Source organism: Streptomyces bugieae (assembly GCF_036352915.1).
GTDB classification, from domain to species: domain Bacteria; phylum Actinomycetota; class Actinomycetes; order Streptomycetales; family Streptomycetaceae; genus Streptomyces; species Streptomyces endophytica.
Genome location: NZ_JAZBJP010000028.1, coordinates 1 through 22,425, shown reverse-complemented (window position 1 = coordinate 22,425; position 22,425 = coordinate 1). Strand labels below are relative to the sequence as shown.

21 protein-coding genes and 3 pseudogenes are annotated in these 22,425 nt (G+C 71.8%); 11 read left to right on the top strand and 13 right to left on the bottom strand.

Annotation, left to right across the window (positions count from 1 at the left end; all coding sequences use genetic code 11):
• The first annotated feature begins 2 nt into the window (after nucleotides 1–2).
• Both V2J85_RS30480 and V2J85_RS30475 read left to right on the top strand, forming a co-directional pair.
• A complete protein-coding gene (locus tag V2J85_RS30480) occupies nucleotides 3–1,457 on the top strand; it encodes an aldehyde dehydrogenase family protein (RefSeq protein ID WP_261956008.1) in 1,455 nt (484 codons plus the stop codon).
• Nucleotides 1,454–2,323, top strand: a complete 870-nt coding sequence (locus V2J85_RS30475; RefSeq protein ID WP_330823367.1) for an aldehyde dehydrogenase family protein — start codon at nucleotides 1,454–1,456, stop codon at nucleotides 2,321–2,323. The genes V2J85_RS30480 and V2J85_RS30475 overlap by 4 nt, the downstream gene beginning before the upstream one ends.
• Nucleotides 2,324–2,408: 85 nt before the next feature.
• Here the strand turns inward: V2J85_RS30475 and V2J85_RS30470 are convergent, their stop codons facing one another.
• Entirely contained in the window at nucleotides 2,409–2,855 is a 447-nt protein-coding gene (locus V2J85_RS30470; protein WP_261956010.1) for a hypothetical protein, read from the bottom strand.
• Between the two features lie 252 nt (nucleotides 2,856–3,107).
• Here V2J85_RS30470 and V2J85_RS30465 point away from each other — a divergent pair, with 252 nt between their 5' ends.
• Together V2J85_RS30465 and V2J85_RS30460 are read left to right on the top strand one after the other, a co-directional pair.
• Nucleotides 3,108–3,716 carry a nucleoside/nucleotide kinase family protein gene (locus V2J85_RS30465; protein ID WP_261957466.1) on the top strand — a complete coding sequence of 203 codons (609 nt, stop codon included), beginning with the start codon at nucleotides 3,108–3,110 and terminating at the stop codon, nucleotides 3,714–3,716.
• Between the two features lie 145 nt (nucleotides 3,717–3,861).
• Nucleotides 3,862–4,242, top strand: a complete 381-nt coding sequence (locus V2J85_RS30460) for an OsmC family protein (protein ID WP_330823366.1) — start codon at nucleotides 3,862–3,864, stop codon at nucleotides 4,240–4,242.
• 207 nt (nucleotides 4,243–4,449) lie between these two features.
• Here V2J85_RS30460 and V2J85_RS30455 read toward each other — a convergent pair whose 3' ends face one another.
• A complete protein-coding gene (locus V2J85_RS30455) occupies nucleotides 4,450–5,250 on the bottom strand; it encodes a SigE family RNA polymerase sigma factor (protein WP_261956012.1) in 801 nt (266 codons plus the stop codon).
• A gap of 243 nt (nucleotides 5,251–5,493) precedes the next feature.
• Here V2J85_RS30455 and afsQ1 point away from each other — a divergent pair, with 243 nt between their 5' ends.
• From afsQ1 to V2J85_RS30430, 5 genes are all read left to right on the top strand, one after another.
• Complete coding sequence (gene afsQ1 / locus V2J85_RS30450) at nucleotides 5,494–6,171, top strand: two-component system response regulator AfsQ1 (RefSeq protein WP_026169550.1); 678 nt, start codon at nucleotides 5,494–5,496, stop codon at nucleotides 6,169–6,171.
• Complete coding sequence (locus V2J85_RS30445; protein WP_410011278.1) at nucleotides 6,168–8,003, top strand: sensor histidine kinase; 1,836 nt, start codon at nucleotides 6,168–6,170, stop codon at nucleotides 8,001–8,003. Before afsQ1 ends, V2J85_RS30445 begins: the two co-directional genes overlap by 4 nt.
• 158 nt (nucleotides 8,004–8,161) lie before the next feature.
• Complete coding sequence (locus V2J85_RS30440; RefSeq protein WP_261956013.1) at nucleotides 8,162–8,743, top strand: hypothetical protein; 582 nt, start codon at nucleotides 8,162–8,164, stop codon at nucleotides 8,741–8,743.
• Nucleotides 8,744–9,199: 456 nt separating this feature from the next.
• Nucleotides 9,200–9,715 carry a VanZ family protein gene (locus V2J85_RS30435; RefSeq protein ID WP_330823363.1) on the top strand — a complete coding sequence of 172 codons (516 nt, stop codon included), beginning with the start codon at nucleotides 9,200–9,202 and terminating at the stop codon, nucleotides 9,713–9,715.
• A gap of 45 nt (nucleotides 9,716–9,760) precedes the next feature.
• A complete protein-coding gene (locus V2J85_RS30430; protein WP_261956015.1) occupies nucleotides 9,761–9,970 on the top strand; it encodes a PspC domain-containing protein in 210 nt (69 codons plus the stop codon).
• Between the two features lie 152 nt (nucleotides 9,971–10,122).
• Here V2J85_RS30430 and V2J85_RS30425 read toward each other — a convergent pair whose 3' ends face one another.
• A complete protein-coding gene (locus V2J85_RS30425; RefSeq protein ID WP_261956016.1) occupies nucleotides 10,123–10,413 on the bottom strand; it encodes a hypothetical protein in 291 nt (96 codons plus the stop codon).
• Between the two features lie 180 nt (nucleotides 10,414–10,593).
• On the bottom strand, nucleotides 10,594–11,718 hold the full coding sequence (locus V2J85_RS30420) for an adenosine deaminase (protein WP_261956017.1): 1,125 nt from the start codon (nucleotides 11,716–11,718) through the stop codon (nucleotides 10,594–10,596).
• 103 nt (nucleotides 11,719–11,821) lie between these two features.
• On the opposite strand from V2J85_RS30420, the gene V2J85_RS30415 reads away from it, so the two are divergent.
• On the top strand, nucleotides 11,822–12,589 hold the full coding sequence (locus V2J85_RS30415) for an alpha/beta hydrolase (RefSeq protein ID WP_261956018.1): 768 nt from the start codon (nucleotides 11,822–11,824) through the stop codon (nucleotides 12,587–12,589).
• A gap of 53 nt (nucleotides 12,590–12,642) precedes the next feature.
• Here the strand turns inward: V2J85_RS30415 and V2J85_RS30410 are convergent, their stop codons facing one another.
• Nucleotides 12,643–13,665, bottom strand: coding sequence for a LysR family transcriptional regulator (locus V2J85_RS30410; RefSeq protein WP_410011361.1), 1,023 nt, complete (start codon nucleotides 13,663–13,665; stop codon nucleotides 12,643–12,645).
• Nucleotides 13,666–13,760: 95 nt separating this feature from the next.
• On the opposite strand from V2J85_RS30410, the gene V2J85_RS30405 reads away from it, so the two are divergent.
• Nucleotides 13,761–15,080: an MFS transporter gene (locus tag V2J85_RS30405; RefSeq protein WP_261956020.1), complete on the top strand. Its 1,320-nt coding sequence runs from the start codon at nucleotides 13,761–13,763 to the stop codon at nucleotides 15,078–15,080.
• Nucleotides 15,081–15,239: 159 nt separating this feature from the next.
• Here V2J85_RS30405 and V2J85_RS30400 read toward each other — a convergent pair whose 3' ends face one another.
• The 8 genes and pseudogenes from V2J85_RS30400 to V2J85_RS30365 form a co-directional block, all read right to left on the bottom strand.
• Complete coding sequence (locus V2J85_RS30400; RefSeq protein WP_261956021.1) at nucleotides 15,240–16,517, bottom strand: thymidine phosphorylase; 1,278 nt, start codon at nucleotides 16,515–16,517, stop codon at nucleotides 15,240–15,242.
• Between the two features lie 207 nt (nucleotides 16,518–16,724).
• Complete coding sequence (locus tag V2J85_RS30395) at nucleotides 16,725–17,030, bottom strand: DUF6087 family protein (RefSeq protein WP_261956022.1); 306 nt, start codon at nucleotides 17,028–17,030, stop codon at nucleotides 16,725–16,727.
• A gap of 74 nt (nucleotides 17,031–17,104) precedes the next feature.
• Nucleotides 17,105–18,272, bottom strand: a pseudogene (gene tgmC / locus V2J85_RS30390) (ATP-grasp peptide maturase system methyltransferase).
• Nucleotides 18,269–19,057, bottom strand: a pseudogene (gene tgmB, locus V2J85_RS30385) (ATP-grasp ribosomal peptide maturase); the annotation flags it as partial. The pseudogenes tgmC and tgmB, both read right to left, overlap by 4 nt.
• Before the next feature lie 38 nt (nucleotides 19,058–19,095).
• Nucleotides 19,096–19,140, bottom strand: a pseudogene (locus V2J85_RS41480) (hypothetical protein); the annotation flags it as partial.
• A gap of 241 nt (nucleotides 19,141–19,381) precedes the next feature.
• The gene (locus V2J85_RS30375; RefSeq protein WP_410011279.1) at nucleotides 19,382–19,750 is read right to left on the bottom strand and encodes a hypothetical protein; all 369 of its coding nucleotides are present in this window, start codon (nucleotides 19,748–19,750) and stop codon (nucleotides 19,382–19,384) included.
• Between the two features lie 701 nt (nucleotides 19,751–20,451).
• Nucleotides 20,452–21,642 (bottom strand): helix-turn-helix domain-containing protein, encoded by a 1,191-nt coding sequence (locus V2J85_RS30370; protein ID WP_261956024.1) that lies wholly within the window; start codon nucleotides 21,640–21,642, stop codon nucleotides 20,452–20,454.
• A gap of 104 nt (nucleotides 21,643–21,746) precedes the next feature.
• Complete coding sequence (locus V2J85_RS30365; RefSeq protein WP_261956025.1) at nucleotides 21,747–22,388, bottom strand: HAD family hydrolase; 642 nt, start codon at nucleotides 22,386–22,388, stop codon at nucleotides 21,747–21,749.
• Nucleotides 22,389–22,425: the final 37 nt, after the last annotated feature.

The following is a 22,425-nucleotide window of genomic DNA, read 5'->3' as shown; positions in this document are numbered from 1 at the left end:
CCATGACCTTCGATTACGCACCCGCACCCGAGTCCCGCTCGGTCGTCGACATCGCGCCGTCCTACGGACTGTTCATCGACGGCGAGTTCGCCCCGGCCGCCGACGGCAAGGTCTTCAAGACCGTCTCCCCGTCGTCCGAGGAGGTCCTCTCCGAGGTCGCCCAGGCGACCTCGGACGACGTCGACCGGGCCGTGAAGGCCGCCCGCAAGGCGTTCGAGAAGTGGTCGGCGCTGCCGGGCGCCGAGCGCGCCAAGTACCTGTTCCGGATCGCCCGGATCATCCAGGAGCGCTCGCGCGAGCTGGCCGTCCTGGAGTCGCTGGACAACGGCAAGCCGATCCGCGAGTCCCGCGACGCCGACCTGCCGCTGGTCGCCGCGCACTTCTTCTACTACGCGGGCTGGGCCGACAAGCTCGACCACGCCGGCTACGGCCCGAACCCCCGCCCCCTGGGCGTCGCGGGCCAGGTCATCCCGTGGAACTTCCCGCTGCTGATGCTGGCGTGGAAGATCGCCCCGGCGCTGGCGACCGGCAACACGGTCGTGCTGAAGCCGGCCGAGACCACCCCGCTGTCCGCCCTGTTCTTCGCGGACGTCTGCCGCCAGGCGGGCCTGCCCAAGGGCGTCGTCAACATCCTCACGGGAGACGGCTCGACGGGCGCGGCGCTGGTGGCCCACCCCGACGTCAACAAGGTCGCCTTCACCGGCTCCACCGAGGTCGGCAAGGCCATCGCCCGTACGGTCGCCGGCACGGACAAGAAGCTCACCCTCGAACTGGGCGGCAAGGCGGCGAACATCGTCTTCGACGACGCCCCCATCGACCAGGCCGTCGAGGGCATCGTCAACGGCATCTTCTTCAACCAGGGCCACGTCTGCTGCGCCGGCTCCCGCCTCCTGGTGCAGGAGTCGGTCCAGGACGAGCTGCTGGACGCGCTCAAGCGGCGGATGCAGACCCTGCGGGTGGGCGACCCGCTGGACAAGAACACCGACGTCGGCGCGATCAACTCCGCCGAGCAGCTGGCCCGGATCACCGAGCTGGCCGACGCGGGCGAGGCCGAGGGCGCCGAACGCTGGGCCCCGGCCTGTGAACTCCCCTCCTCCGGCTACTGGTTCGCGCCGACGCTCTTCACCGGCGTCACCCAGGCCCACCGGATCGCCCGGGAGGAGATCTTCGGCCCGGTGCTGTCCGTGCTGACCTTCCGCACCCCGGCCGAGGCCGTGGAGAAGGCCAACAACACCCCGTACGGCCTCTCCGCGGGCATCTGGACGGAGAAGGGCTCGCGCATCCTGTGGATGGCGAACAAGCTCCGTGCCGGTGTCATCTGGTCCAACACGTTCAACAAGTTCGACCCGGCCTCGCCGTTCGGCGGCTACAAGGAGTCGGGCTTCGGCCGCGAGGGCGGCCGGCACGGTCTGGAGGCGTACCTCGCCCCGTCGAACCCGAAGGGTGAGCGCCGATGAGCACCGTTGATGCAAGGCTCAGTGTCTTCAAGACCTACAAGCTGTACGTCGGGGGCAAGTTCCCCCGGTCCGAGAGCGGGCGGGTGTACGAGGTGACCGACGGTAAGGGCAACTGGCTCGCCAACGCGCCGCTGTCCTCCCGCAAGGACGCGCGGGACGCGGTGGTCGCCGCCCGCAAGGCGTTCGGCGGCTGGTCGGGCGCCACGGCGTACAACCGCGGGCAGATCCTCTACCGCGTCGCCGAGATGCTGGAGGGCCGCCGCGACCAGTTCATCGCCGAGGTCGCCGACGCCGAGGGCCGCTCGAAGTCCAAGGCCACCGCCCAGGTGGACGCGGCGATCGACCGCTGGGTCTGGTACGCGGGCTGGTCCGACAAGGTCGCCCAGATCGCCGGCGGCGCCAACCCCGTCGCGGGCCCGTACTTCAACCTCTCCGCGCCCGAGCCGACCGGTGTGGTCGCGGCCCTGGCCCCGCAGGAGTCGTCGTTCCTGGGCCTGGTCTCGGTGATCGCGCCGGCCGTCGTCACCGGCAACACCGTCGTGGTGGTCGCCTCGGAGAACTCCCCGCTGCCGGCCCTGTCGCTGGGCGAGGTGCTGGCCACGTCCGACCTGCCGGGCGGTGTGGTCAACGTCCTCTCGGGCCGTACGGCGGAGATCGCCGCGCCGCTCGCCGCCCACCAGGACGTCAACGCGCTCGATCTCGCGGGTGCGGACGCCGGACTGGCCAAGGAGCTGGAGACCGCGGCGGCCGACAACCTCAAGCGGGTGCTGCGCCCGCGCGCGGAGGACTGGAGCGCCGACCCGGGCACGGACCGGCTGCTGGCCTTCCTGGAGACGAAGACGGTCTGGCACCCGATGGGTGTCTGATCCGGCGCGTCCACGACGCACGACCGCCCCGGGTGCCGCGGCACCCGGGGCGGTCGGCTGTCCAGCGGGGGACGGGAGTTCGCGGTCAGCCGGGCAGGATCCGTTCGACCTTGTTGACCAGCGGGACGTCGCGGATCGCCGCGCCGCGCGAGAGGCTGCCGGTCACGAGGGTGGTGCTGAGCGGCTTGAAGTCGGCGACCTGGGTGCCGACGGCGTTGGCGAGCGGGTCGACCGGGGTGTTGGCCAGCGGGTCCACCTGGATGTTCTTCAGCGGCCCGACGCCGCCGGCCGCGGAGTTCAGCAGCGCGCCGGTCAGCGCGGAGGCGGTGGCGCCGGTGTCGGTGCTGTGCCGGTCGGGACCGGGCCGGCCGGGGCCGTGGTCCGGGCCGTGGTGCGGGGCCGACGCGGGGGCCGCGCCCGCCGTCGCCGCACCGCCCCCCGCGAGCGCGGCGCCGGCCGCGGAGACCACCAGCCCGGCGCGCAGCAGGGTGCGCGGGACGCGGCTGGGCTTGGGACGTGCGTGGGAGGGCATCTGCCACCTGCCTGTGGTTCGGAAGCGTCGGAATGCGTCGGAAGCGTGCGGCGTTCCAGGGGCATCGGGTAATCGTCTGACCGCGTAGCGTAGTTGAGCCGCGGGTGGGCGGGCCACCTCGCGCGCCAGGGGTAGCCCACACGGCGCAATGCGGGACAATGGCTGTCCGTGACCACCGACTCCGCCACCCGGCCGCCCTCCCCCGAGCCCTCGACCCCCGTCGAACCGGGAGGTGCCCGCACCCGCGTCGTCCTGCTGACCGGCCCGTCCGGCACCGGCAAGACCTCACTGGCCGCCCACAGCGGTCTGCCCGTCCTGCGTCTCGACGACTTCTACAAGGAGGCGACGGACCCCACGCTGCCCCAACTGCCGGACGGCGGCGGCGCGGACTGGGACTCGCCGCTCTCCTGGGACGCCGGCGCCGCCGTCGCGGCGATCGAGGCGCTGTGCCGTACGGGACGGACGGACGTCCCGGTGTACGACATCTCCCTCAGCGCCCGGGTCGGTGCCGCCGAACTCGATCTCCGGGGTGCCCCGCTGTTCATCGCCGAGGGCATCTTCGCCGCCGATGTGATCGCGGCGTGCCGGGCGGCGGGCCTGCTGGCCGATGCGCTGTGTCTGCGCGGGCATCCGGTCACCACCTTCCGCCGCCGGCTGCAACGGGACCTGCGCGAGGCCCGCAAACCGGTCCCGTACCTGATCCGCCGGGGGCTGCGGCTACTGCGCGCCGAGCGGTCGGTGGTGGCCCGCCACACGGCGCTGGGCGCCCACCCGTGCGCCGGGCCGGAGGCGCTGACCCGTATTTCCGCCGCGGGTACGGCCCGTGCCACGGATGCGGGACGGGCGGCCGTAGGCTCCTGACCACCGGCCGGGCACGTCGGGTGTCCCGGCAACTCAGGGAGGACGTACCGATGCCGAGGGAGCACCACTACCGCACGACGGTCACCTGGACCGGCAACAACGGCACGGGACCAGCAACTACCGGGCGTACGGGCGGGACCACGAGGTGAGCGCCGAGGGCCTGCCGCCGCTGCCGGGCACCGCGGACCCGGCGTTCCGCGGGACGGCCGACCGCTGGAACCCCGAGCAGCTGCTGCTCGCCTCCCTGGCGCAGTGCCACATGCTGTCGTATCTGGCGCTGTGCGCGCTGGCCGGTGTGGTGGTGACCGGGTACACGGACGACGCGGCCGGCACGATGGCGGAGGACGGCAAGGGCGGCGGCGCGTTCAGCGAGGTGGTGCTGCGGCCGCGCGTCGAGGTGGCGTCGGCGGACGACCTCGAACGGGCCCGGGCGCTGCACGGCGACGCCCACGAGAAGTGCTTCATCGCCAACTCGGTCAACTTCCCGGTCCACCACGAGCCGGTGGTGACGGTGCGGGGCGCCTAGCCGCGCGCGGGCGGCGGACGCACGGAAGCGGGCTCGGGCAGACCCCCCGGCCGCCCGAACCCGCTCATTCCCCCGTACTTCCCCCGTACTTCCCCCGTATCCCCGATCCCCCTCGGGCCTTTCCCCCTCGGACGCCCACCTTCAGGCGCCCCTCGGGTGTTTCCCCCGGTGGCGCGGCCCGTTCCCCCGTCGGGCCGCGCCGTTCCTTCAGGCCACCAGCTCGCCGAAGGACTCTTCCTCGTCACGGCCGAAGCTGAGCACCTCGTCGTCGCGCAGCCGTCGCAGCGCGCGCCAGATGCTCGACTTCACCGTGCCGACACTGATGTTGAGGATGTCCGCGATCTCCGGGTCCGTGCGGCCCTCGTAGTAGCGCAGCACCAGCATGGTGCGCTGCGTCTCGGGCAGCCGGGCCAGCGCCTGCCACAGCACGGCGCGCAGTTCGGTGCCGCGCATCGCGTCGACGTCGCCGGCGGTCTCCGGCAGCTCCTCGGTCGGGTACTCGTTGAGCTTGCGCCGGCGCCAGGCGCTGATGTGCAGGTTGGTCATGGTGCGGCGCAGGTAGCCGCCGAGCGCCGCCTTGTCGCTGATCCGGTCCCACGCCTTGTACGTCGAGAACAGCGCGCTCTGCAGCAGGTCCTCGGCCTCGAAGCGGTCGCCGGTCAGGTGGTAGGCGGTGGCGTACAGGGAGGCGCGGCGCTCCTGGACGTAGGCGGTGAAGGCCGCTTCGGCCTCGGCCGCCTCCGACGCGGAACGCCGTTCCCCCGTGGCCTCCCCGTACTCCGCTCCCCCGTTGTTCCCCCCGTGGACGGCGCTTCCCCCGTGCCGTCCCGTTCCCCCGTTGATCTCCACCGTCGTCGCGTCGATGGCCACCATGTACGGCGGCCGCTGACGCCCGATGCCGCGAGCACACCCCCGCAAGCCCGCGGCACCGGACTTCTCCGGTGTCCGCACGACGTCGTGGAGTCGCGTGATAACTGCGCTGGAAGTGGTGCCGTGCAGTGTGGTCATCTCGCGCCCCCCGTCGTAGAGCCGGCTCGTTCGGTCCGTTTCGGTGTCCCGGGTGGCGATCGGTGTTGATCTCTCCCGGTGCCCCAAAGCCTGCCAACCCAGTTTCATCACGTTGTCCGCCGACTGTCACAGGCCTGTCACAGGGGCAGGTCCGGTGCGCCGGGCGGTTCACGGAGGCGGCGGCCCGGGTAGGCCGGGGTCACTGGTCGATGTCCCGCCGTCCCATGGGCCAGAATGGCTGCCGTGCCTTTCCTGTTGCTGATCGAGGACGACGACGCCATCCGCACGGCCCTCGAACTCTCGCTGTCCCGCCAGGGTCACCGTGTGGTGACCGCGGCGACGGGCGAGGACGGTCTGAAGCTGCTGCGCGAGCAGCGCCCGGACCTGATCGTGCTGGATGTGATGCTGCCGGGCATCGACGGTTTCGAGGTGTGCCGCCGGATCCGGCGTACGGACCAGCTGCCCATCATCCTGCTCACCGCGCGCAACGACGACATCGACGTCGTGGTGGGGCTGGAGTCCGGGGCGGACGACTACGTCGTCAAACCGGTCCAGGGGCGGGTGCTGGACGCCCGGATCCGGGCCGTGCTGCGCCGCGGGGAGCGCGAGTCCAGCGACTCGGCGACCTTCGGTTCGCTGGTGATCGACCGGTCGGCGATGACCGTCACCAAGAACGGCGAGGACCTGCAACTGACACCGACCGAGCTGCGGTTGCTGCTGGAGCTGAGCCGGCGGCCCGGCCAGGCGCTGTCCCGCCAGCAGCTGCTGCGGCTGGTGTGGGAGCACGACTACCTCGGCGACTCGCGCCTGGTGGACGCCTGTGTGCAGCGGCTGCGGGCGAAGGTGGAGGACGTGCCGTCCTCGCCGACGCTGATCCGTACGGTCCGCGGTGTCGGCTACCGGCTGGACTCGCCGCAGTGAGGGAAGGCACCAAGGACGGCGGGACGGCGCAGGAGAGCGCGCGGGGCCCGGCCGGCGGCCCCGACGCGCCCGCGTCCGCGCCCGGGTCGGGCAGCCGGCTGCTGCGGCTGCTCGGCCGGGCGCCGGGACTGCTGCGCTGGACGAGCCTGCGGCTGCGGCTGGTGGTGGTCTTCGCACTGGTGGCGCTGACCGCGGCGGTGTCCGCGTCCGGCATCGCGTACTGGCTCAACCGCAACACCGTGCTGGACCGCACGCAGAACGCGGTGCTCAAGGACTTCCGCAAGTCGCTGGAGGACAGTACGCGGTCGCTGCCGCTGCGTCCGCGGTGCGCCGAACTGCAGGACGCGGCACGGCAGATGGCGGCCGGGCCGCAGAACTACGCGGTGCTGCTGATCGGCGTGGACCGGTCGGGCAAGCCCTGCGCGGCCACCACGGACAAGGACCTGCTGACGCTGACGACGGTGCCGGACTCGCTGCGCAAGGCGGTGAACGAGGTCCGTCCGGTCGACGAGTCCAACCGCTATGCGCACCACCTGTACTGGCAGCGCAAGCAGATCGGGGACACCCCCTACCTGGTCGCCGGGGCGAAGGTGATCGGCGGCGGGCCGACCGGCTACATGATGAAGTCGCTGGCCACCGAGCGGCAGGACCTCAACTCGCTGGCCTGGTCGCTGGGGATCGCGACGGCGCTCGCACTGGTCGGCTCGGCGCTGCTGGCGCAGGCCGCCGCGACGACCGTGCTGCGGCCCGTACAGCGGCTGGGGCACGCGGCCCGGCAGCTCGGCGAGGGACGGCTGGACACCCGGCTGCGGGTCACCGGCACCGACGAACTCGCCGATCTCTCCCGGACGTTCAACCGCACGGCGGAGCGGCTGGAACAGCGGGTCGAGGAGCTCAGCGCCCGGGAGGCGGCCTCCCGCCGCTTCGTCGCGGACATGTCGCACGAGCTGCGCACGCCCCTGACGGCGATCACCGCGGTCTCCGAGGTGCTGGAGGAGGAGGCCGACTCCCTCGACCCGATGATCGCGCCCGCGGTCCAGCTGGTGGTGAGCGAGACCCGGCGGCTGAACGACCTGGTGGAGAACCTGATGGAGGTCACCCGCTTCGACGCGGGGACGGCCCGGCTGGTGCTCGACGACGTCGACGTCGCGGACCAGGTCACGGCGTGCATCGACGCGCGGGCCTGGCTGGACGCGGTGGACCTGGACGCGGACCGCGGCATCGTGGCCCGGCTGGACCCGAGGCGGCTCGACGTCATCCTGGCCAATCTGATCGGCAACGCCCTCAAACACGGCGGCTCGCCGGTCCGGGTGTCGGTGCGCACCGAGGACGCGACGGGCGAGGAGCCGGACGCCACGGCCGCTACGGAGACACCGGGCGGCGCCGACCAGGAGGGCCCCGCGGCGGGGACCGGCCCGGCGGGGGCGTGCCGCACCGCGGGCGGGCCGGAACAGGCCGCCGGCGGGCCCGAGCGGGCCGGAGAGCCGGCGGACGGCACCCGTCCCGGTGGCGGCCGGCTGGTGATCCGCGTACGGGACCACGGCCCCGGCATCCCCGAAGAGGTCCTGCCGCACGTCTTCGACCGCTTCTACAAGGCGAGCGCCTCCCGCCCCCGCTCCGAGGGCAGCGGCCTGGGCCTGTCCATCGCCCTGGAGAACGCGCACATCCACGGCGGCGAGATCACCGCGGCCAACCTCCCCGAGGGCGGAGCGGTCTTCACCCTGCGACTGCCGATGGACGCGTCCCCCCTGGCCGACGACACCCGACGCGACGGCTCCCCGGACAGGCCCGGGCCCGGCCCCGGCAACAACGGCACGGAGGGCGAGCGATGACGGGGCGGCGAGGACTGATGGGGCACCTGGCTGGGCGCTCTGCTGGGCAGCTGGACGGGGAGCCTGTGCGGCGCCTGGACGGGGGCCCGACGGAGCGCGCGACGGGACGCACGGCCGGGCGTCGAGCGGGACGCGGGTGGCGGCGTACCGCCGGGGCGGTGGCGCTGCTGACGCTGGCGGCGACCGGCTGCGGGATCCGCGGCACGTCCGTGCCGGTGGACGCGGGCGGGGCGCCCGCACGGGTCAGCTGCAAGGCGCCGGCCGGCACAGCCGCGCCGGGCGAGGGCACCCAGGCCACCCTGTACCTGGTGTGCGGCTCCGCGCTGGCCCAGGTGGAGCGGACGGTCCCACCCGCCAAGGGCGCGGCCGGCACCGACGTCCGCCTGCGGACCGCCCGTGCCCTCCTCCGGTCCCTGCAGCAGCCGCCCTCCCCCGAAGAGGAGAAGGCCGGCTTCAGCAGCGCGCTGCCCGCCGACCTGAAGGTCGAGGGCCCGCACCCGGGAGACCCGGCGGACGCCCTCCGCCTGAGCCTCCCCCCGGACGACCTCCCGTCCTTCGCCCTGGCCCAACTGGTGTGCACCTACGGCGCCAGCCCGGCCCTCGGCCGCACTCACGCCGCCGTCCTCTCCGGCCCCGACCACACCACCCCCCACCGCTACGACTGCTCCGCCGACGTCCTCTCCAACCCGGACATCGCCGAACACGCGGGGTGGGGGGACACCTTGACGGGGCGGGGCTGAGGGGCGGGGGCTGAGAAGGCCTGAGCGGCGGGGTCCGAGGAGGCCTGAGCGGCGGAGTCCGAGAAGGCATGAGCGGCGGGGACTGAGGCTCCGCGGGGCACGTCCTGGCTTCGCGGGGCACGTCCTGGGCTTCGCGAGGCACGCGACGGGCTTCGCGGGGCACGCGATGGTGAGGACTTCGCGGGGCACGCAACCGGCTCCGCGGGGCACGCGATCGGCTTCGCCCGCCGCGCCCGGGGCTTCCCCCACCCCCCTCCCCCCTCCCCCTCCCCCTTCGGGGGAGGGGGAGGGGGGTGGGTTCGGGGGTGGGGGGATGCGGCCCTCGCGCGCGCGGCCGAACCGGCCCCCGGCTGCCCCACCCCAAGCCGGGTGCAATAGGGCGGAACCATTGCCACCGGTCCTGGCGTCCTGGGCTTTGTGCAGCGTCATGGCCACGGCACCACCGCCTCCCCCCGAATGCGCGTCACCGGACTTCTTCTCCTTGTGGCGCATCTGCTGGTCGTCGGCTGGCTCACGCTGCGTCCCCGAACCGTGCCCTGGGTGCCGGCGGCCAACCTCGAACCGCTCGCGACGATCCGGGCCGAGCTGGCGCACGGTGCGTCGTGGGAGGCCGTGCAGCACCTGGGTGGCTCGGTGCTGCTGCTGGCGCCGCTGGGTGTGCTGCTGCCCCTCTCCGCCGGTCGCCTGAACGTTTCGCCGCTGGTCTCCTTCACCCGTACCGTCTTCGCCGGCGCGATGATCGCGCTGGCCATCGAACTGCTGCAGTCAGGGATCCCCGGACGGGTCCCCGATGTCGACTCGGTGCTGCTGAGCACCCTGGGCGTGGCGGTGGTGCACCTGGCGGTCGTCCCCGGGGCCCGGTGCCGGCTCCGCCGGCGGTACGAGCATCTCGGGGAGGTGACCCCGAAGATCTCCAGGGTCGGCCTCACACCACAGGCTGACGTGCTCTCGGGCAGCCGGACCTACCTTTGAGACATCGGGCAAACGCCCCACGTAGTCGCAAAGGAGTCACCTCTCATGGCCGCCGCACTGGTCCGCCCCCGCAGCAACCGAATGATCGCCGGAGTGTGCGCGGGCCTGGCCCGTCGCTTCGGTACGACACCGACCACGATGCGCGTGATCTTCCTGGTGTCGTGTCTGCTTCCCGGCCCGCAGTTCCTCGTCTACCTCGCGCTCTGGATACTCCTCCCCTCGGAGGAGAAGGCCCACGGCGCCGCCGCCTGGTAGGCCCACCACGCCTGGCAGGCCACCGCCCCGGTGAGTCACCGCGCCGGATGAGCCACCGCACCCCGGCAAGCCACCGGCCCGTACGCCTGCGGAGGCGTACGGGCCGGGGACGGTGCGCCGCGTGCCCCTGAGGGCGGCGGGGTGTGCGGGGCTCAGCCCAGCGGGAGGGCCTTGCCGACGGCGCCGGTGGGCAGGCCGCCGAGGAGCTTGTTGCCCTTGGAGTTCAGGGGCGTCTTGATGTCGTTGTTGCCCGGCTTGGCGTTGGTGCCGCCGTTGACGCTCTTGGTGGCCCCCGAGACGGTGTCGGTGGCGCTGTGCAGCAGACCGCCGGCGGTGTCGGCGGCGCCGGCCGCCGGAGCGGCCGAGGCGGCGCCCGCGGCGGTGACGGCGAAGGCGGCACCGAGCGCGGCGACACCGAGAGTCTTGATCGTTCCCTGCTTCATCGAATTACGTCCTCATTGATGGGGGCTTGACCGGCCCATCAACCTAGTGATGCGGCAACCGGCGCCGCAAACAGCCACAAGGAAACAAAAAACGGCCGGTGGACATTCCACCGGCCGTTGCGCTATATGCTCGCAGCGCCTCCGTTACGTACGGTCAGAAGCGCTGCTGGGAGCGGATGTTCAGCCCGTCGTGCGGAACAGCCACTCGGCCCGCAGTTCCGCGTAACCGGGCTTGATGACGTCATTGATCATCGCCAGACGTTCATCGAAAGGAATGAATGCTGATTTCATCGCATTGACTGTAAACCACTGCATGTCATCGAGCGTGTAGCGAAATGTCTTGACCAGGTGCTCGAATTCCCGGGACATGTTCGTACCGCTCATCAGCCGGTTGTCGGTGTTGACGGTGAGGCGGAATTGCAGCCGGCGCAGCAGGCCGATGGGGTGCTCGGCGTAGGAGGGCGCGGCGCCGGTCTGGAGGTTGGAGGTGGGGCACATCTCCAGCGGGATCCGCTTGTCGCGCACGTAGGAGGCGAGCCGGCCGAGCTTGACGGTGCCGTCGTCGGCGACCTCGATGTCGTCGATGATCCGGACGCCGTGGCCGAGGCGGTCGGCGCCGCACCACTGGAGCGCCTGCCAGATGGAGGGCAGCCCGAAGGCCTCCCCCGCGTGGATGGTGAAGTGGTTGTTCTCCCGCTTGAGGTACTCGAACGCGTCGAGGTGGCGGGTGGGCGGGTAGCCGGCCTCGGCGCCCGCGATGTCGAAGCCGACGACGCCGGAGTCGCGGTAGCGGTTGGCGAGTTCGGCGATCTCCAGGGCGCGGGCGGCGTGCCGCATGGCGGTCAGCAGGGCGCCGACGCGGATGCGGTGGCCGTTCTCGCGGGCCCGCCGCTCGCCCTCACGGAAGCCCTCGTTGACGGCCTCGACGACCTCTTCGAGGGTCAGCCCCTGCTCCAGGTGCTGCTCGGGCGCGTAGCGGACCTCGGCGTAGACCACGCCGTCGGCGGCCAGGTCCTCGGCGCACTCGGCGGCCACCCGGGCCAGTGCGTCGCGGGTCTGCATGACGGCGCAGGTGTGCGCGAAGGTCTCCAGGTAGCGCTCCAGCGAGCCGGAGTCGGCGGCTTCGCGGAACCAGATGCCCAGCTTCTCGGCATCGGTCTCGGGCAGACCGGTGTATCCGTTCTCGCGGGCCAGGTCGACGACCGTGGCGGGGCGCAGGCCGCCGTCGAGGTGATCGTGCAGCAGCACCTTGGGGGCGCGGCGGATCTGTTCACTGCTCGGAAGGGTGGTGGTCTCGCTCGTCATTTCGGCACTGTAGCCCCTACGCGCGTAGATCTCACCGAACGATACGTAACAGTGACCCGTCCACAGGGTGGCGTGCCGGTCTCCTTCTGCCATCGTTCTGGTCATGGCTCAGCAAGCACTGCCGGTGCGCGAGGCCCGGCTGGGAAAACCGCTGGGAGCGAACGGCAAGGAGGGAACGGTCAGCGGGGTCGCCCTGTTACTGCCGGGGGGCGGACCGACCGGGATCCGCCGACCGTCGCCGGTGACCGCGCTCGCGGTACGCCCCCTCGCCCTCCGGCTGGCCCGGGCGGGCCGCCCCGAGGGGCTGGCCACCCATGTCGTGCACTACCGCTGCCGCGGCTGGAACGGTTCCGCCGCCCACCCCGCGCGCGACGCCACCTGGGCCCTGGACGAGGTGGTGCGCCGCTACGGCGACGTGCCGGTCTGCCTCGTCGGTACGGGTATGGGCGCCCGCGCCGCCCTGCACGCCGCCGGCCACCCCGCCGTCCACTCCGTACTGGCCATCGCGCCGTGGCTGCCCGACCACCGCGCCACCGGTGAGCAGCCCGATCCGGTGAAGCAGCTCGTCGGCCGTCAGGTCCTGCTCGTGCACGGCACCAACGACGAGCGCCACGCCCCCGACCTGTCCTACCGCTACGCCGAGCGCGCCAAGAAGATCAACCGCGACACCTGCCGCTTCGAGGTGCACTCCGACGGCCACTCCCTCCACCAGCACCGCGCCGAAGTCCTCGCGCTGGCCACCGACTTCCTCCTCGGTTCCCTCTTCGCCCACGACTACGCCCGCCCCGTCAAGGACGCCCTCGCCGCACCCCCACCCCTCGGCCTCCGCATGCCCCTGGCCACCGGCTTCGGGGCGTCACTGCGGCACTGAGCGACGTTCCCACTCGACTCCCACCAGGGCCGGTTCCGCCGCACCGGCGCCCGTCACCGCGGCAGCAGCCGTCCCCGTCTGCTCAGCAGGAACTTCTTGAAGGCGGCGACCGGCGGGGTGTCGGGGTGGCCGTCCAGCCAGGCCACGCCGATCTCGCGGACCGCGCGCGGGGCGGTCACGGTCAGTTCGGCAACTCCCGGGCGGGGTACGGCGGGTGGCGGCAGCAGGGCCACGCCGAGGCCGGCCGCGACCAGTCCGCGGAGCGTCTCGGCCTCCTCGCCCTCGAAGGCCACGCGCGGGGTGAAGCCCGCCTCGGCGCACAGCGCGTCGGTGATCCGGCGCAGCCCGTAGCCCGGTTCGAGGGTCACGAACAACTCGCCGGCGGCCTCCGCGAGCCGGATGCGTTTGCGGGCGGCCAGCGGGTGGTCGTCCGGGACGACCAGCCGCAGCTTCTGCTCGTCGAGCCGGCGGGCGACCAGGTCCGGGTAGTCCGGCACCGGCGAGGTCAGGCACAGGTCGAGGTCGCCGGCGCGGAGCCGTTCGATCATCGCCTCGCCGTAGTTCTGCACGAGCTGGAAGCGGACGCGGGGGTGGTCGGCGCGGAAGCTGCGGATCAGCCCCGGTACGGTCTCCGACCCGAGGGTGTGCAGGAACCCGAAGGCGACCTTGCCGGCGGCCGGGTCGACGTCGGCGCGTACCGACTCGGTGGCCCGCTCCAGGTCCGTCAACGCCCGCTCGGCGGAGGCGAGGAAGGACCGGCCGGCCGGGGTGAGGGAGAGCGTACGGCCGTGCCGGGCGAAGAGCGCGACGCCGAGGTCGTCCTCCAGCCGGACGATGGCGCGGCTGAGGGTCGGCTGCGGCACGCCGAGTTCCTGCGCGGCCCGGGTGACGTGTTCGTGCCGGGCGACGGCGGTGAACTGGGCGAGCCGCGGGGCGAGCACCGCCGCCCACGACCCGATACCGAGCTCGGCCGCCTCGCCGGACTCCGCGCCGGCCGCCCCGCCCCGGCCCCGGGTCACCGCCCCGCTCCGGCCGCGGCGGCCCGCTGCAACATCTTTTCTGTTGCGACCTTGCAACAGGGACCCCGCTGACCTCTGCTCATGCTGCACGGAATCGATTATGCCGTTTCCATGCATTGGACGCATGAACTGCCGGGTCCTACGGTCGAAGCATGCCTCCCGCTGATACCGGGGCGTCCGTCACCGACCGTGCGGCCGCCTCTCCCCAGTCGTCCACCAGCTCCTCTTCCTCCGCCGCCGCGCCCGACCCCGAGGCGGGCAAGCTGCGGCCGGGCGGCCCCGGTTACCGCCGGATGAGCTTCGCCCTCTTCGCCGCCGGAGTGGCCACCTTCGCCCTCCTGTATTCGACCCAGGCACTGCTGCCCGCCATCTCCGGCGACCTCGGGGTCTCCCCGGACCAGGCGAGCTGGACCGTCTCGGCGGCCACCTTCGGACTGGCCCTCGGCGTGATCCCGCTGAGCGCGGTGTCCGAACGCTTCGGGCGGCGCACGCTCATGACCGCGTCGCTCGCGGTCGCCGCGGTGATCGCCCTGCTGGTGCCGTTCGCGCCGTCGCTCGGCGTCCTGATCGCCCTGCGCGCCGTCCAGGGCGTGGCGCTGGCCGGGCTGCCGGCATCGGCGATGGCCTTCCTGGCCGAGGAGGTACGTGCCAAGGCACTGGTGGCGGCCATCGGACTGTTCGTGGCCGGCAACAGCATCGGCGGGATGTCCGGCCGGATCGTGACCGGCTGGGTCGCCCAGGCCTGGGGCTGGCGGGCCGCGCTCGGCGCGGTCGGGCTGATGGCCGTGGTGTGCGCGGTGACGTTCCGGCTGCTGGTGCCCAAGGCCCGGCACTTCGTGCCCCGTTCGGTCGGCCCGCGGGCGCTGGCCCGTACGCTCGGCGGCCACCTCGCCGATCCGCTGCTCCGCCGGCTCTACGGCATCGGCGCGCTGTTCATGACGGTCTTCGGCGCGGTCTACACGGTCATCGGCTACCGCCTGGTCGCCGAGCCGTTCAACCTCCCGCAAGGCATCGTCGGTTCGGTCTTCGTGATCTACCTGGTCGGTACGGTCTCCTCGGCGGCGGCCGGCCAGCTGGTCGCCCGGGTGGGCCGCCGCGGCGCGCTCTACCTGGCCGTCGGCACCACCTCGGCGGGCCTGCTGCTCACCCTCGCCGACTCGGTCGCCGCGGTGCTCGCGGGCCTGGTCCTGATCACCGCCGGCTTCTTCGCGGGCCACGCGGTCGCCTCGTCGTCGGTCAGCCGCACCGCCAAGACGGCCCGCGCCCAGGCGTCGGCCCTCTACCAGTGCGCGTACTACGTCGGCAGCAGCCTGGGCGGCGCGCTGGGTGCCGCCGCCTTCCACGCGGTCGGCTGGCAGGGCACCGTCCTCCTCGGCCTCGCCGCGATGCTCGGCGCCGCGTCGATCACCCTCTACGCCACCCGCAAGGCCGTGGCGGAACAACGCCTGCTCCACCTGGCCCGCGCGGCATAACCCCACCCGGCCGGGACCACCACAGGCCCCGCCCGCCCCTCGGTCCGAAGGGCCCGCCCCACCACCTGTCCTGGTGGGGCGGGCCCTTCGTCGTCGTTCGCCGTCAGTCGACGGGGAACGCGCTCGTGTCGAGGGTGAGACGTACGGGAAACCCGCAGGTCAGCCGATGCGTTCCAGGACCACCGGGCCCGCCGTGAAGGTGGTGTCCGGGGCGCCGATAAGTACTCCGCCGTCCAGGGCCTCCAGGGCGTAGGGGAGCTTTTCGGGGGTGTCGGTGTGGAGGGTGAGGAGGGGCTGGCCGGCGGTGACGCGGTCGCCGGGCTTGGCGTGGAGTTCGATGCCGGCGGCGGCCTGGACCGGGTCCTCCTTGCGGGCGCGGCCGGCGCCCAGGCGCCAGGCGGCGAGGCCGACGGCGTAGGCGTCGAGGGTGGTGAGGGTGCCGGTGCCGGCGGCGGTGACGGTGTGCTGTTCGCGGGCGACCGGAAGCGGGGCGTCCGGGTCGCCGCCCTGGGCGGTGATCATGCGGCGCCAGTGGTCCATGGCGGAGCCGTCGGCGAGCGCCTTGGCCGGGTCGGCGTCCGGCAGGCCTGCCGCGTCGAGCATCTCGCGGGCGAGGGCGAGGGTGAGGTCGATGACGTCCTGGGGGCCGCCGCCGGCCAGTACCTCGACGGACTCGCGGACTTCGAGGGCGTTACCGGCGGTGCGGCCGAGCGGGGTGGCCATGTCGGTGAGCAGGGCGACCGTCCGTACGCCGTGGTCGGTGCCCAACTCGACCATGGTGGAGGCGAGTTCGCGGGCGTCGTCGAGGTGCTTCATGAACGCGCCGGAGCCGACCTTGACGTCGAGGACGAGGGACCCGGTGCCCTCGGCGATCTTCTTGGACATGATCGAGGAGGCGATCAGCGGGATGGACTCGACGGTGCCGGTGACGTCGCGCAGCGCGTAGAGCTTCTTGTCGGCGGGGGCGAGGCCGTCGCCGGCGGCACAGATCACCGAGCCGACGTCACGGAGGACGTCCAGCATCTCGGCGTTGCTGAGGTGCGCGCGCCAGCCGGGGATGGACTCCAGCTTGTCGAGGGTGCCGCCGGTGTGGCCGAGGCCGCGGCCGGAGAGCTGGGGTACGGCGGCGCCACAGGCGGCGACGAGCGGGGCGAGCGGCAGGGTGATCTTGTCGCCGACGCCGCCGGTGGAGTGCTTGTCGGCGGTGGGGCGGGGCAGCGAGGAGAAGTCCATGCGCTCGCCGGAGGCGATCATGGCGGCGGTCCAGCGGGCGATCTCCGTGCGGTTCATGCCGTTGAGGAAGATCGCCATCGCCAGGGACGACATCTGTTCGTGGGCGACCTCGCCGCGGGTGTAGGCGTCGATGACCCAGTCGATCTGATCGGGGGTCAGTTCGCCGCGGTCGCGCTTGGTACGGATGACGGAGATGGCGTCCATGGACGGTTCCTTTCGAACGGGTAGGTCCCATCCCGTTCTACACGCATAGATGCCGGGGGGCCAGATGTGGGCGGACGAACCCTCGCGGCGGCCCTGGGGGCGCGGCCCCTGAGGTGCGGTGGGCTTCGCCCTGTCTCCGATGCCGGCTACATCGTCCAGCGGTGAACCGTCCGGCCGGTGCGGTGTAGGTCACGCGGCGGACGGTCCCTAGCGCTTCGACCTTGGCGCCCGGGGCTTGCGGTGCCTGCCGGTGCCTGCGCCGAGCTTGGGCGCCGCCCCCGAGGCCGGGGGCTCGATGACCTCGGGGTACAGGTTCTGTTTCGCCTCGGCGAGATCGGATGCGAAACCGTGGGGTTCCCAGGAGTATCCGTTCCATCGCTGGATGGCACAGGGTGCATCCGGGTTCAGATGCGAGCCTTTGGGGCCGTCACCGGTGACAAGGGGAATTACGCGGAGCCTTCCGACCTTCGCGTAACGGCGCTCCGCCCATTCCGACAACGGTTCGTCGTCCATCTCGCATCCTTACGATTCGGCGGCTGCTCCCCAGGAGGGTAGGGGGCCGCCGGGGTTGATCGCCTCGCGCTCGTTCACGCGAGGCGGTGGTGCCAGCGCAGCGACGGGCTGTCCTCGATCCCATATGTGTGGGCCTTGTTGTCGATCTGGAGCTGTACGGCGGTGATGCCGGGGCTTCCCGTGTCCTGCCATGCGGTGAGGGCCTGCTCGATGTCGTCCCACAGGGCCACCGGGCCGCCCTGGCGGACGGTCCAGCCATCGCCGTCAGACGTGAATTGCGCGAAGGACTCGCGCTCTGGGTCGAAGAGGTACAGGAGCTCTCGTTCCTCGCGCGTCGAGGCGCGAACGAGGTGTGCGCCGGGCGCGGCAAGCTGGGCGAGGAAGGCGGGCATCCACTCCTCCAGCATGACCGGCGCTACCTTCGTCGCGCGCTCGCTGTCGGGGTAGGCCGTGCGTGCGGACAGGTCGCCGGCCGGCGGGACCACGGCTTGCGCCCGAGCCTGCATGAACGAGGAGCGGCCGATGATCCGGCCCTCGGCGGTCCCATCTTCGCCCACGGTCACCTTTGCCAGACCCGTGCCGTAGGGCCAGGAGCCAATGGTCGTGAGGATGATGCCGCCCGGCTTCGTCTGCCGGATCCAGGTGTGGGGGATGCGGCGTACGGCACAGGTGGCAATCACCCGGTCATACGGGGCGCGGCGGGGGTGCCCCAGGAGACCGTCCCCCGTCACCGTCCATGTCGAGAACCCGGCTGTTTCCAGCGCGGCGTCTGCGCGGGCCGCCACGTCGGGGTCTACCTCGACGGTGGTGACGTTGTCTTCGCCGAGGCGGTGACACATCAGGGCCGAGGAGTAACCGGTGCCGGTGCCGATCTCCAGCACTTGGTGCCCGTCTTCCACATCCAGGCTCTCGATCATGCCGACTACGGTGACGGGCGTGGTGGACGAGGACGTGGGCACACCTGTCACGAGGTCAGCGGCCTGGTCGGCGGTGAGACGACCATCGAGCTGAGTGGTCAGGGACTGGTCGCTGTAGGCGATCTCCGCCCACTCCGCCGGGTCGGCTCCAACCGCTGTGATCGGTCGCCAGCGGCCGCCGTCCACGGGCAGGAAGACCCCAGGGTGCAAGAACAGCTCACGCGGTACGGCCTCGACCGCCGCCCGCCATTGGGGGGGTCGAGAGGACACCGGCCTTCTCCAGCCGGTCAGCAAGGGCACGTCGCTCGGATGCGGTTTCAGTCATGGGGCGGGCTCTCCTCGGGTCAGCAGGTCGGCGAATGCGGCGGACATTTCCAGGCCGGTCTTCTCTTCCAGCCACCCCCATTGGCCGTTCGGATTCAGCTCCAACCACCAGTAGTCACCCGCCCGGTCAACGGCGAGGTCGAAGCTCCCGGACACCAGCCCGAAGCGGTCCAAGTAGGCAAGGAGCGCCTTGTCCACGTGGTCCGGCAGGTCTACCACGCTGTAGGAGAGGGCGGAGTAGTCCTTGCGCCAGTCCAGGAGTTCAGAGTCGATCCGCACGGGGAACGCTCGTCCGCCGACCACCAGCACTCGCACGTCGGCGGCCTTGTCCACGCGGGCTTGGAACAGGTGCGGTGTCACGCGCACGCTGTCATCGATCTCCGCAGCGGTGACCGGGTCTGCCCACCCTGTAACCGGAACTCCGTCTCGCTTGTACGAGGTCCACCGCAGAGTCTTGTAGATCACCTGACCGTGTGCGGCGATGAACTCCCGAGCCTCACCCGGGTCATTGGTCACAAGGGTCGACGGCACTGCGAGGCCAAGCCGCTGGGCGACAGCGAGTTGAGCAGGCTTGTAGTCGGCCGCTGCGTTACGAAGGGGATGATTAACCCATAGTGGACCTTCGAGGGCGTAAAGGGTACCGCCGAGCCCATAGCGAACCTGCGCGGCGGCGAACCGCGCATCGTCGTCGCTCAAGTACGGGAAGTCGGGCCAGACGGGGCGGCGCCAGTACACCGCTCGCACGTGATCCAGGTCGACGGTTCTCGACAGGGTACGCACCTGCCCTCGACCACCTGGCCGGCATGGTCGCGGAACACGCCGAGTTGCGTGGCGGGGTCGACGGTGACCGTGGCGTACGAACGGCGCAACGTGGTCGGATACGGCGCGAGTCGGCCGGCCCCCAGGGGCGGGTGCTGGTGGGGTGGGTAGCGGACGTTGCGCTCTCGATCTCAGCGGTCGCGGCCATGCCGCGCCCCCTTTCTCTCGTCGGTCCCGACCCGGGCCGGGCGCGGGGGTGCCCGTCCGTCGCCACGGATCGGGCTCTGCCACCGGTCGGGCTGTCGTGATGGCGACAGCCGATCCGGCGGGTGAATATGCACCGCGCCCGGATCAGTCGAACCCGTCTGCGGGAAGCCGTGACTCGCCGCCCTCGCCGCCGCCCGGAGCGGCATCGCCCTCGGGTTCGTCGTCGTCCGGGGCGGGCAGCCGTGCGCCTCTGCTCTCCGCTACTCGGTGCACATCGGCGAGGGAGGCGGTCAACACGCATGCCAGTATGTGGACTTCGTCAGGGGTCCAGGTCCGTCCGGCGAGGAGGGGACGGGCTTCCTCGATCAGTTCAGCGGCCGAGCTGAGCTGTGCCACCTCCACGTTGTCGGCCAGGCGGGACACGTATCCGTTGCCGTCGCCTGCCAGGTAGCACGGCTTCCCGTCCGGGCTGGACCACGGCAGCAGCCGTGGCTTCTCCATGGGGTTCAGCACGCCGCCACCTCAACTCCGCGAATCCGGCGCGGCCCTGCGTCGACGCCGTCAACGGCCAGCCACAACGCCCGTCCCGGCCGGCTCTGCAAGCGGCGCGCGTACAGCTCTCCGGTCGTCAGGACGTATGGGCGGATCAGGGCCGCGTCCTCGCCACGCAGGAGACCAGGCTGCCGAACGGGCACACGGGGAAGGGCGAGCGTCGGCGCGTCCTCACGCCTCGCCGCCGGCTGCGTACGGTCCGTCCGGTGGCGGCCCTGCGCCGGAAGCAGCAGCCGCAGCAGCAGGAGTAAGAACCTCGCTGTAGCGTTGGACATGTTGTCAACTCCTTGGTGGTTGATGGCCATGCCCCCGGACGTCAGCAGCGTCGCGGGGGTCTTCCGTGATCTAGCGGTGACGATGGTCAGAGGCCGACCGCGCTTGCGTGTTCACCGTGGCCTCCGGTCACCGTGTCGCGGGCAGGCCACGATGAGCCAGACGCGCATGCCGTCGTCACCGGGAGTGGTGACAGCGCCAGCTGTGAGGAGAAGGCTGTGCGTGGCTCCGCACCAGTAGCGCCCTCGCCGTGCAGTCGGACGGTGCTTACGTCGGGATCCGCGGAGGATGGAGTTGTTGCTGCGGTCACGGTCTCTCCCTGCGCCGTCGGGCTCAGGAAGAGATTGGCCCCGCCTGTACCCCTCAAGTACCCCTGCGAGGGGTACCGTTCAGACGCTCGCCCCGGCGTGACACCACTCGGCGAAGCTCGTCAGACTCTCGGCGTCCGCACGCTTCAGACGACGCAGCGTTGCTGCATCCTCCCGCACCCAACGGTGCTCCCGGGCGTGCTGCGGTGCGATCCGGCGGGCCGCCTTCAGCGACTCGAACGCGGCACCCGGCCGACCGGCCCAGAGTTGAACGCGGCCGAGTTCGATGTAGAAACCCGAGCGGCGCTCCGCCGGCAGGCTCTGCGGCGGCTTCCATTCGCGAGCCAGCCGGAGAGCGCGGTCCAGGTAATCGTCACCGAGGCTCACGGCCACCGAGACCTCGTGGATACGCACACTGTCCGGCCCGAACGCCGTCCCTCCGTATACGTTCTCCCGCACCCGGTCACCGAAGGCGCGGGCGGCATCGAGGTGCAGCGCCGCCGCGTCACCGTCGCCGGCTCGTCCGGCGACCACCGCGGCCCGCATGTGCAGCGCGCCACGGGCCGCCAGGACCTCAGGGACATCACTGCGCGGAGCGCGATCCAGGGCCTGTTCAAGGGCACGCAACCCCACGGCATGCGTCTGGGCACCGAAGTGGACTTCCGTACGGACGTAGGCCACCGTGGCATCCACGAGTGGGTTGCGAGCCTGAGGGGCAGCCCACCTCATGAGGTCGATGAGACGGGCCGAGAGATCCTTCGCACCGTGCTTGAACGCGACGGCATCCGCGGCCCGGCACGCGTCCACGAGCAGCCGTGCCACCATCGGCCGGTCGTGCGGCGATGCGCTCTGGAGCACACGGCACAGTTCAGCAAGGAGCCCGGGGACGATGCGGCTGATACGCGCGTACTGCGCGCTCAGCCGGTAGCCGACGATCGATGCGACAGCCTCACTGAGCGCCCGCAGTTCGCGGCACGGCCCATCCTCCGGCGCTTCGTATGCGGCGAGGACCGCGGACAGCCCCGGCATCGCCTCGTGCACACGGTCGTCCAGGCGTTCCCCGTCCGGCAGCAAACGGGTGGGGTCGGTGTCCAGTGCATCCGCAACGGCAGCCAGGACAGCGTCGGAAACACCGCGTTCGCCCCGCTCGATCTTCCGGATCGTGCCCAGTGCGACCCGGGCGGCACGGGCGAGATCGACTTGGGTGAGGCCGGCGATGCGCCGCTCGTAGGCGATGCGGGGGCCTACCCCTTGGTAGACGATGCTGGGCACACGGTCTCCCTCCGGCGCGACCACTACGAACCGTACCCAAACCGTCACTGTCCGGGACACGAACGCGTCGCCCCACGTCACGTAGGCAAGGCCGTACGGTCATCTCACTCCGGCAGGAAGAGGTTCGCCAGCTCCGCAAGACTCCCGATCCGCCAGTCCGCGGCCCGCGCGTACTCGCTGTCCGCCCACAGGTGCCCCAGCGGCCCGCGGCGCAGGTGCGCGGTGCGCATCCCTGCCCGAGCCGCCGGCACGACGTCATTCTGCGGGTGATCACCGACGTACAGAACTTCGTCTGCCGCCGCGCCGGCCAACTCGATCGTGCGGGCGAAGAACGAAGGGGCCGGCTTGGCTACGCCCCACTCCCCGGACACGGCGAGCGCATCCACCGGCAGGTCGAGGGCGCGCAGCAACTCCCCTGCCCGTCGGGTCTGATTGCCGGCGACGACCACTCGAATCCTGGCCTCCCGGAGCGCGGCCAGGGACGGCCGGACATCGGGGTACAGGTCGGACTCATCAAGGGATTCGCCACGGCCGGCCCTATCCATCGCGGCCCGCTCGGCCTCGATGTCGATGTCCGGCCGAACCAGCCGGAGCGCGTCGGCGTTGTCCCGGCCCTGCGCCACCACCGCGCCGACCAGCGCGGACAGCGTGTGCCGACTGACATCGAGCCAGTCAGCCCATGCCCCCCAACCTCGGTCGTCCCTGATGAGGGTCTCGCCGATGTCGAACGCCACTGCACGGATCATGCGAGCAGCCTAGGGGTGGGTGGCGGGGGTGGGTGGC

Excerpts from the sequence above, each read along its gene's own strand:
- V2J85_RS30395 (WP_261956022.1), bottom strand. The coding sequence starts at position 17,030 with ATGGACGACGAACCGTTGTCGGAATGGGCGGAGCGCCGTTACGCGAAG.
- V2J85_RS30405 (WP_261956020.1), top strand. The coding sequence starts at position 13,761 with ATGCCTCCCGCTGATACCGGGGCGTCCGTCACCGACCGTGCGGCCGCC.
- V2J85_RS30415 (WP_261956018.1), top strand. The coding sequence starts at position 11,822 with ATGGCTCAGCAAGCACTGCCGGTGCGCGAGGCCCGGCTGGGAAAACCG.
- V2J85_RS30425 (WP_261956016.1), bottom strand. The coding sequence starts at position 10,413 with ATGAAGCAGGGAACGATCAAGACTCTCGGTGTCGCCGCGCTCGGTGCC.
- V2J85_RS30430 (WP_261956015.1), top strand. The coding sequence starts at position 9,761 with ATGGCCGCCGCACTGGTCCGCCCCCGCAGCAACCGAATGATCGCCGGA.
- V2J85_RS30435 (WP_330823363.1), top strand. The coding sequence starts at position 9,200 with ATGCGCGTCACCGGACTTCTTCTCCTTGTGGCGCATCTGCTGGTCGTC.
- V2J85_RS30480 (WP_261956008.1), top strand. The coding sequence starts at position 3 with ATGACCTTCGATTACGCACCCGCACCCGAGTCCCGCTCGGTCGTCGAC.
- V2J85_RS30365 (WP_261956025.1), bottom strand. The coding sequence starts at position 22,388 with ATGATCCGTGCAGTGGCGTTCGACATCGGCGAGACCCTCATCAGGGAC.
- V2J85_RS30420 (WP_261956017.1), bottom strand. The coding sequence starts at position 11,718 with ATGACGAGCGAGACCACCACCCTTCCGAGCAGTGAACAGATCCGCCGC.
- V2J85_RS30455 (WP_261956012.1), bottom strand. The coding sequence starts at position 5,250 with ATGACCACACTGCACGGCACCACTTCCAGCGCAGTTATCACGCGACTC.
- V2J85_RS30470 (WP_261956010.1), bottom strand. The coding sequence starts at position 2,855 with ATGCCCTCCCACGCACGTCCCAAGCCCAGCCGCGTCCCGCGCACCCTG.
- V2J85_RS30475 (WP_330823367.1), top strand. The coding sequence starts at position 1,454 with ATGAGCACCGTTGATGCAAGGCTCAGTGTCTTCAAGACCTACAAGCTG.
- V2J85_RS30400 (WP_261956021.1), bottom strand. The coding sequence starts at position 16,517 with ATGGACGCCATCTCCGTCATCCGTACCAAGCGCGACCGCGGCGAACTG.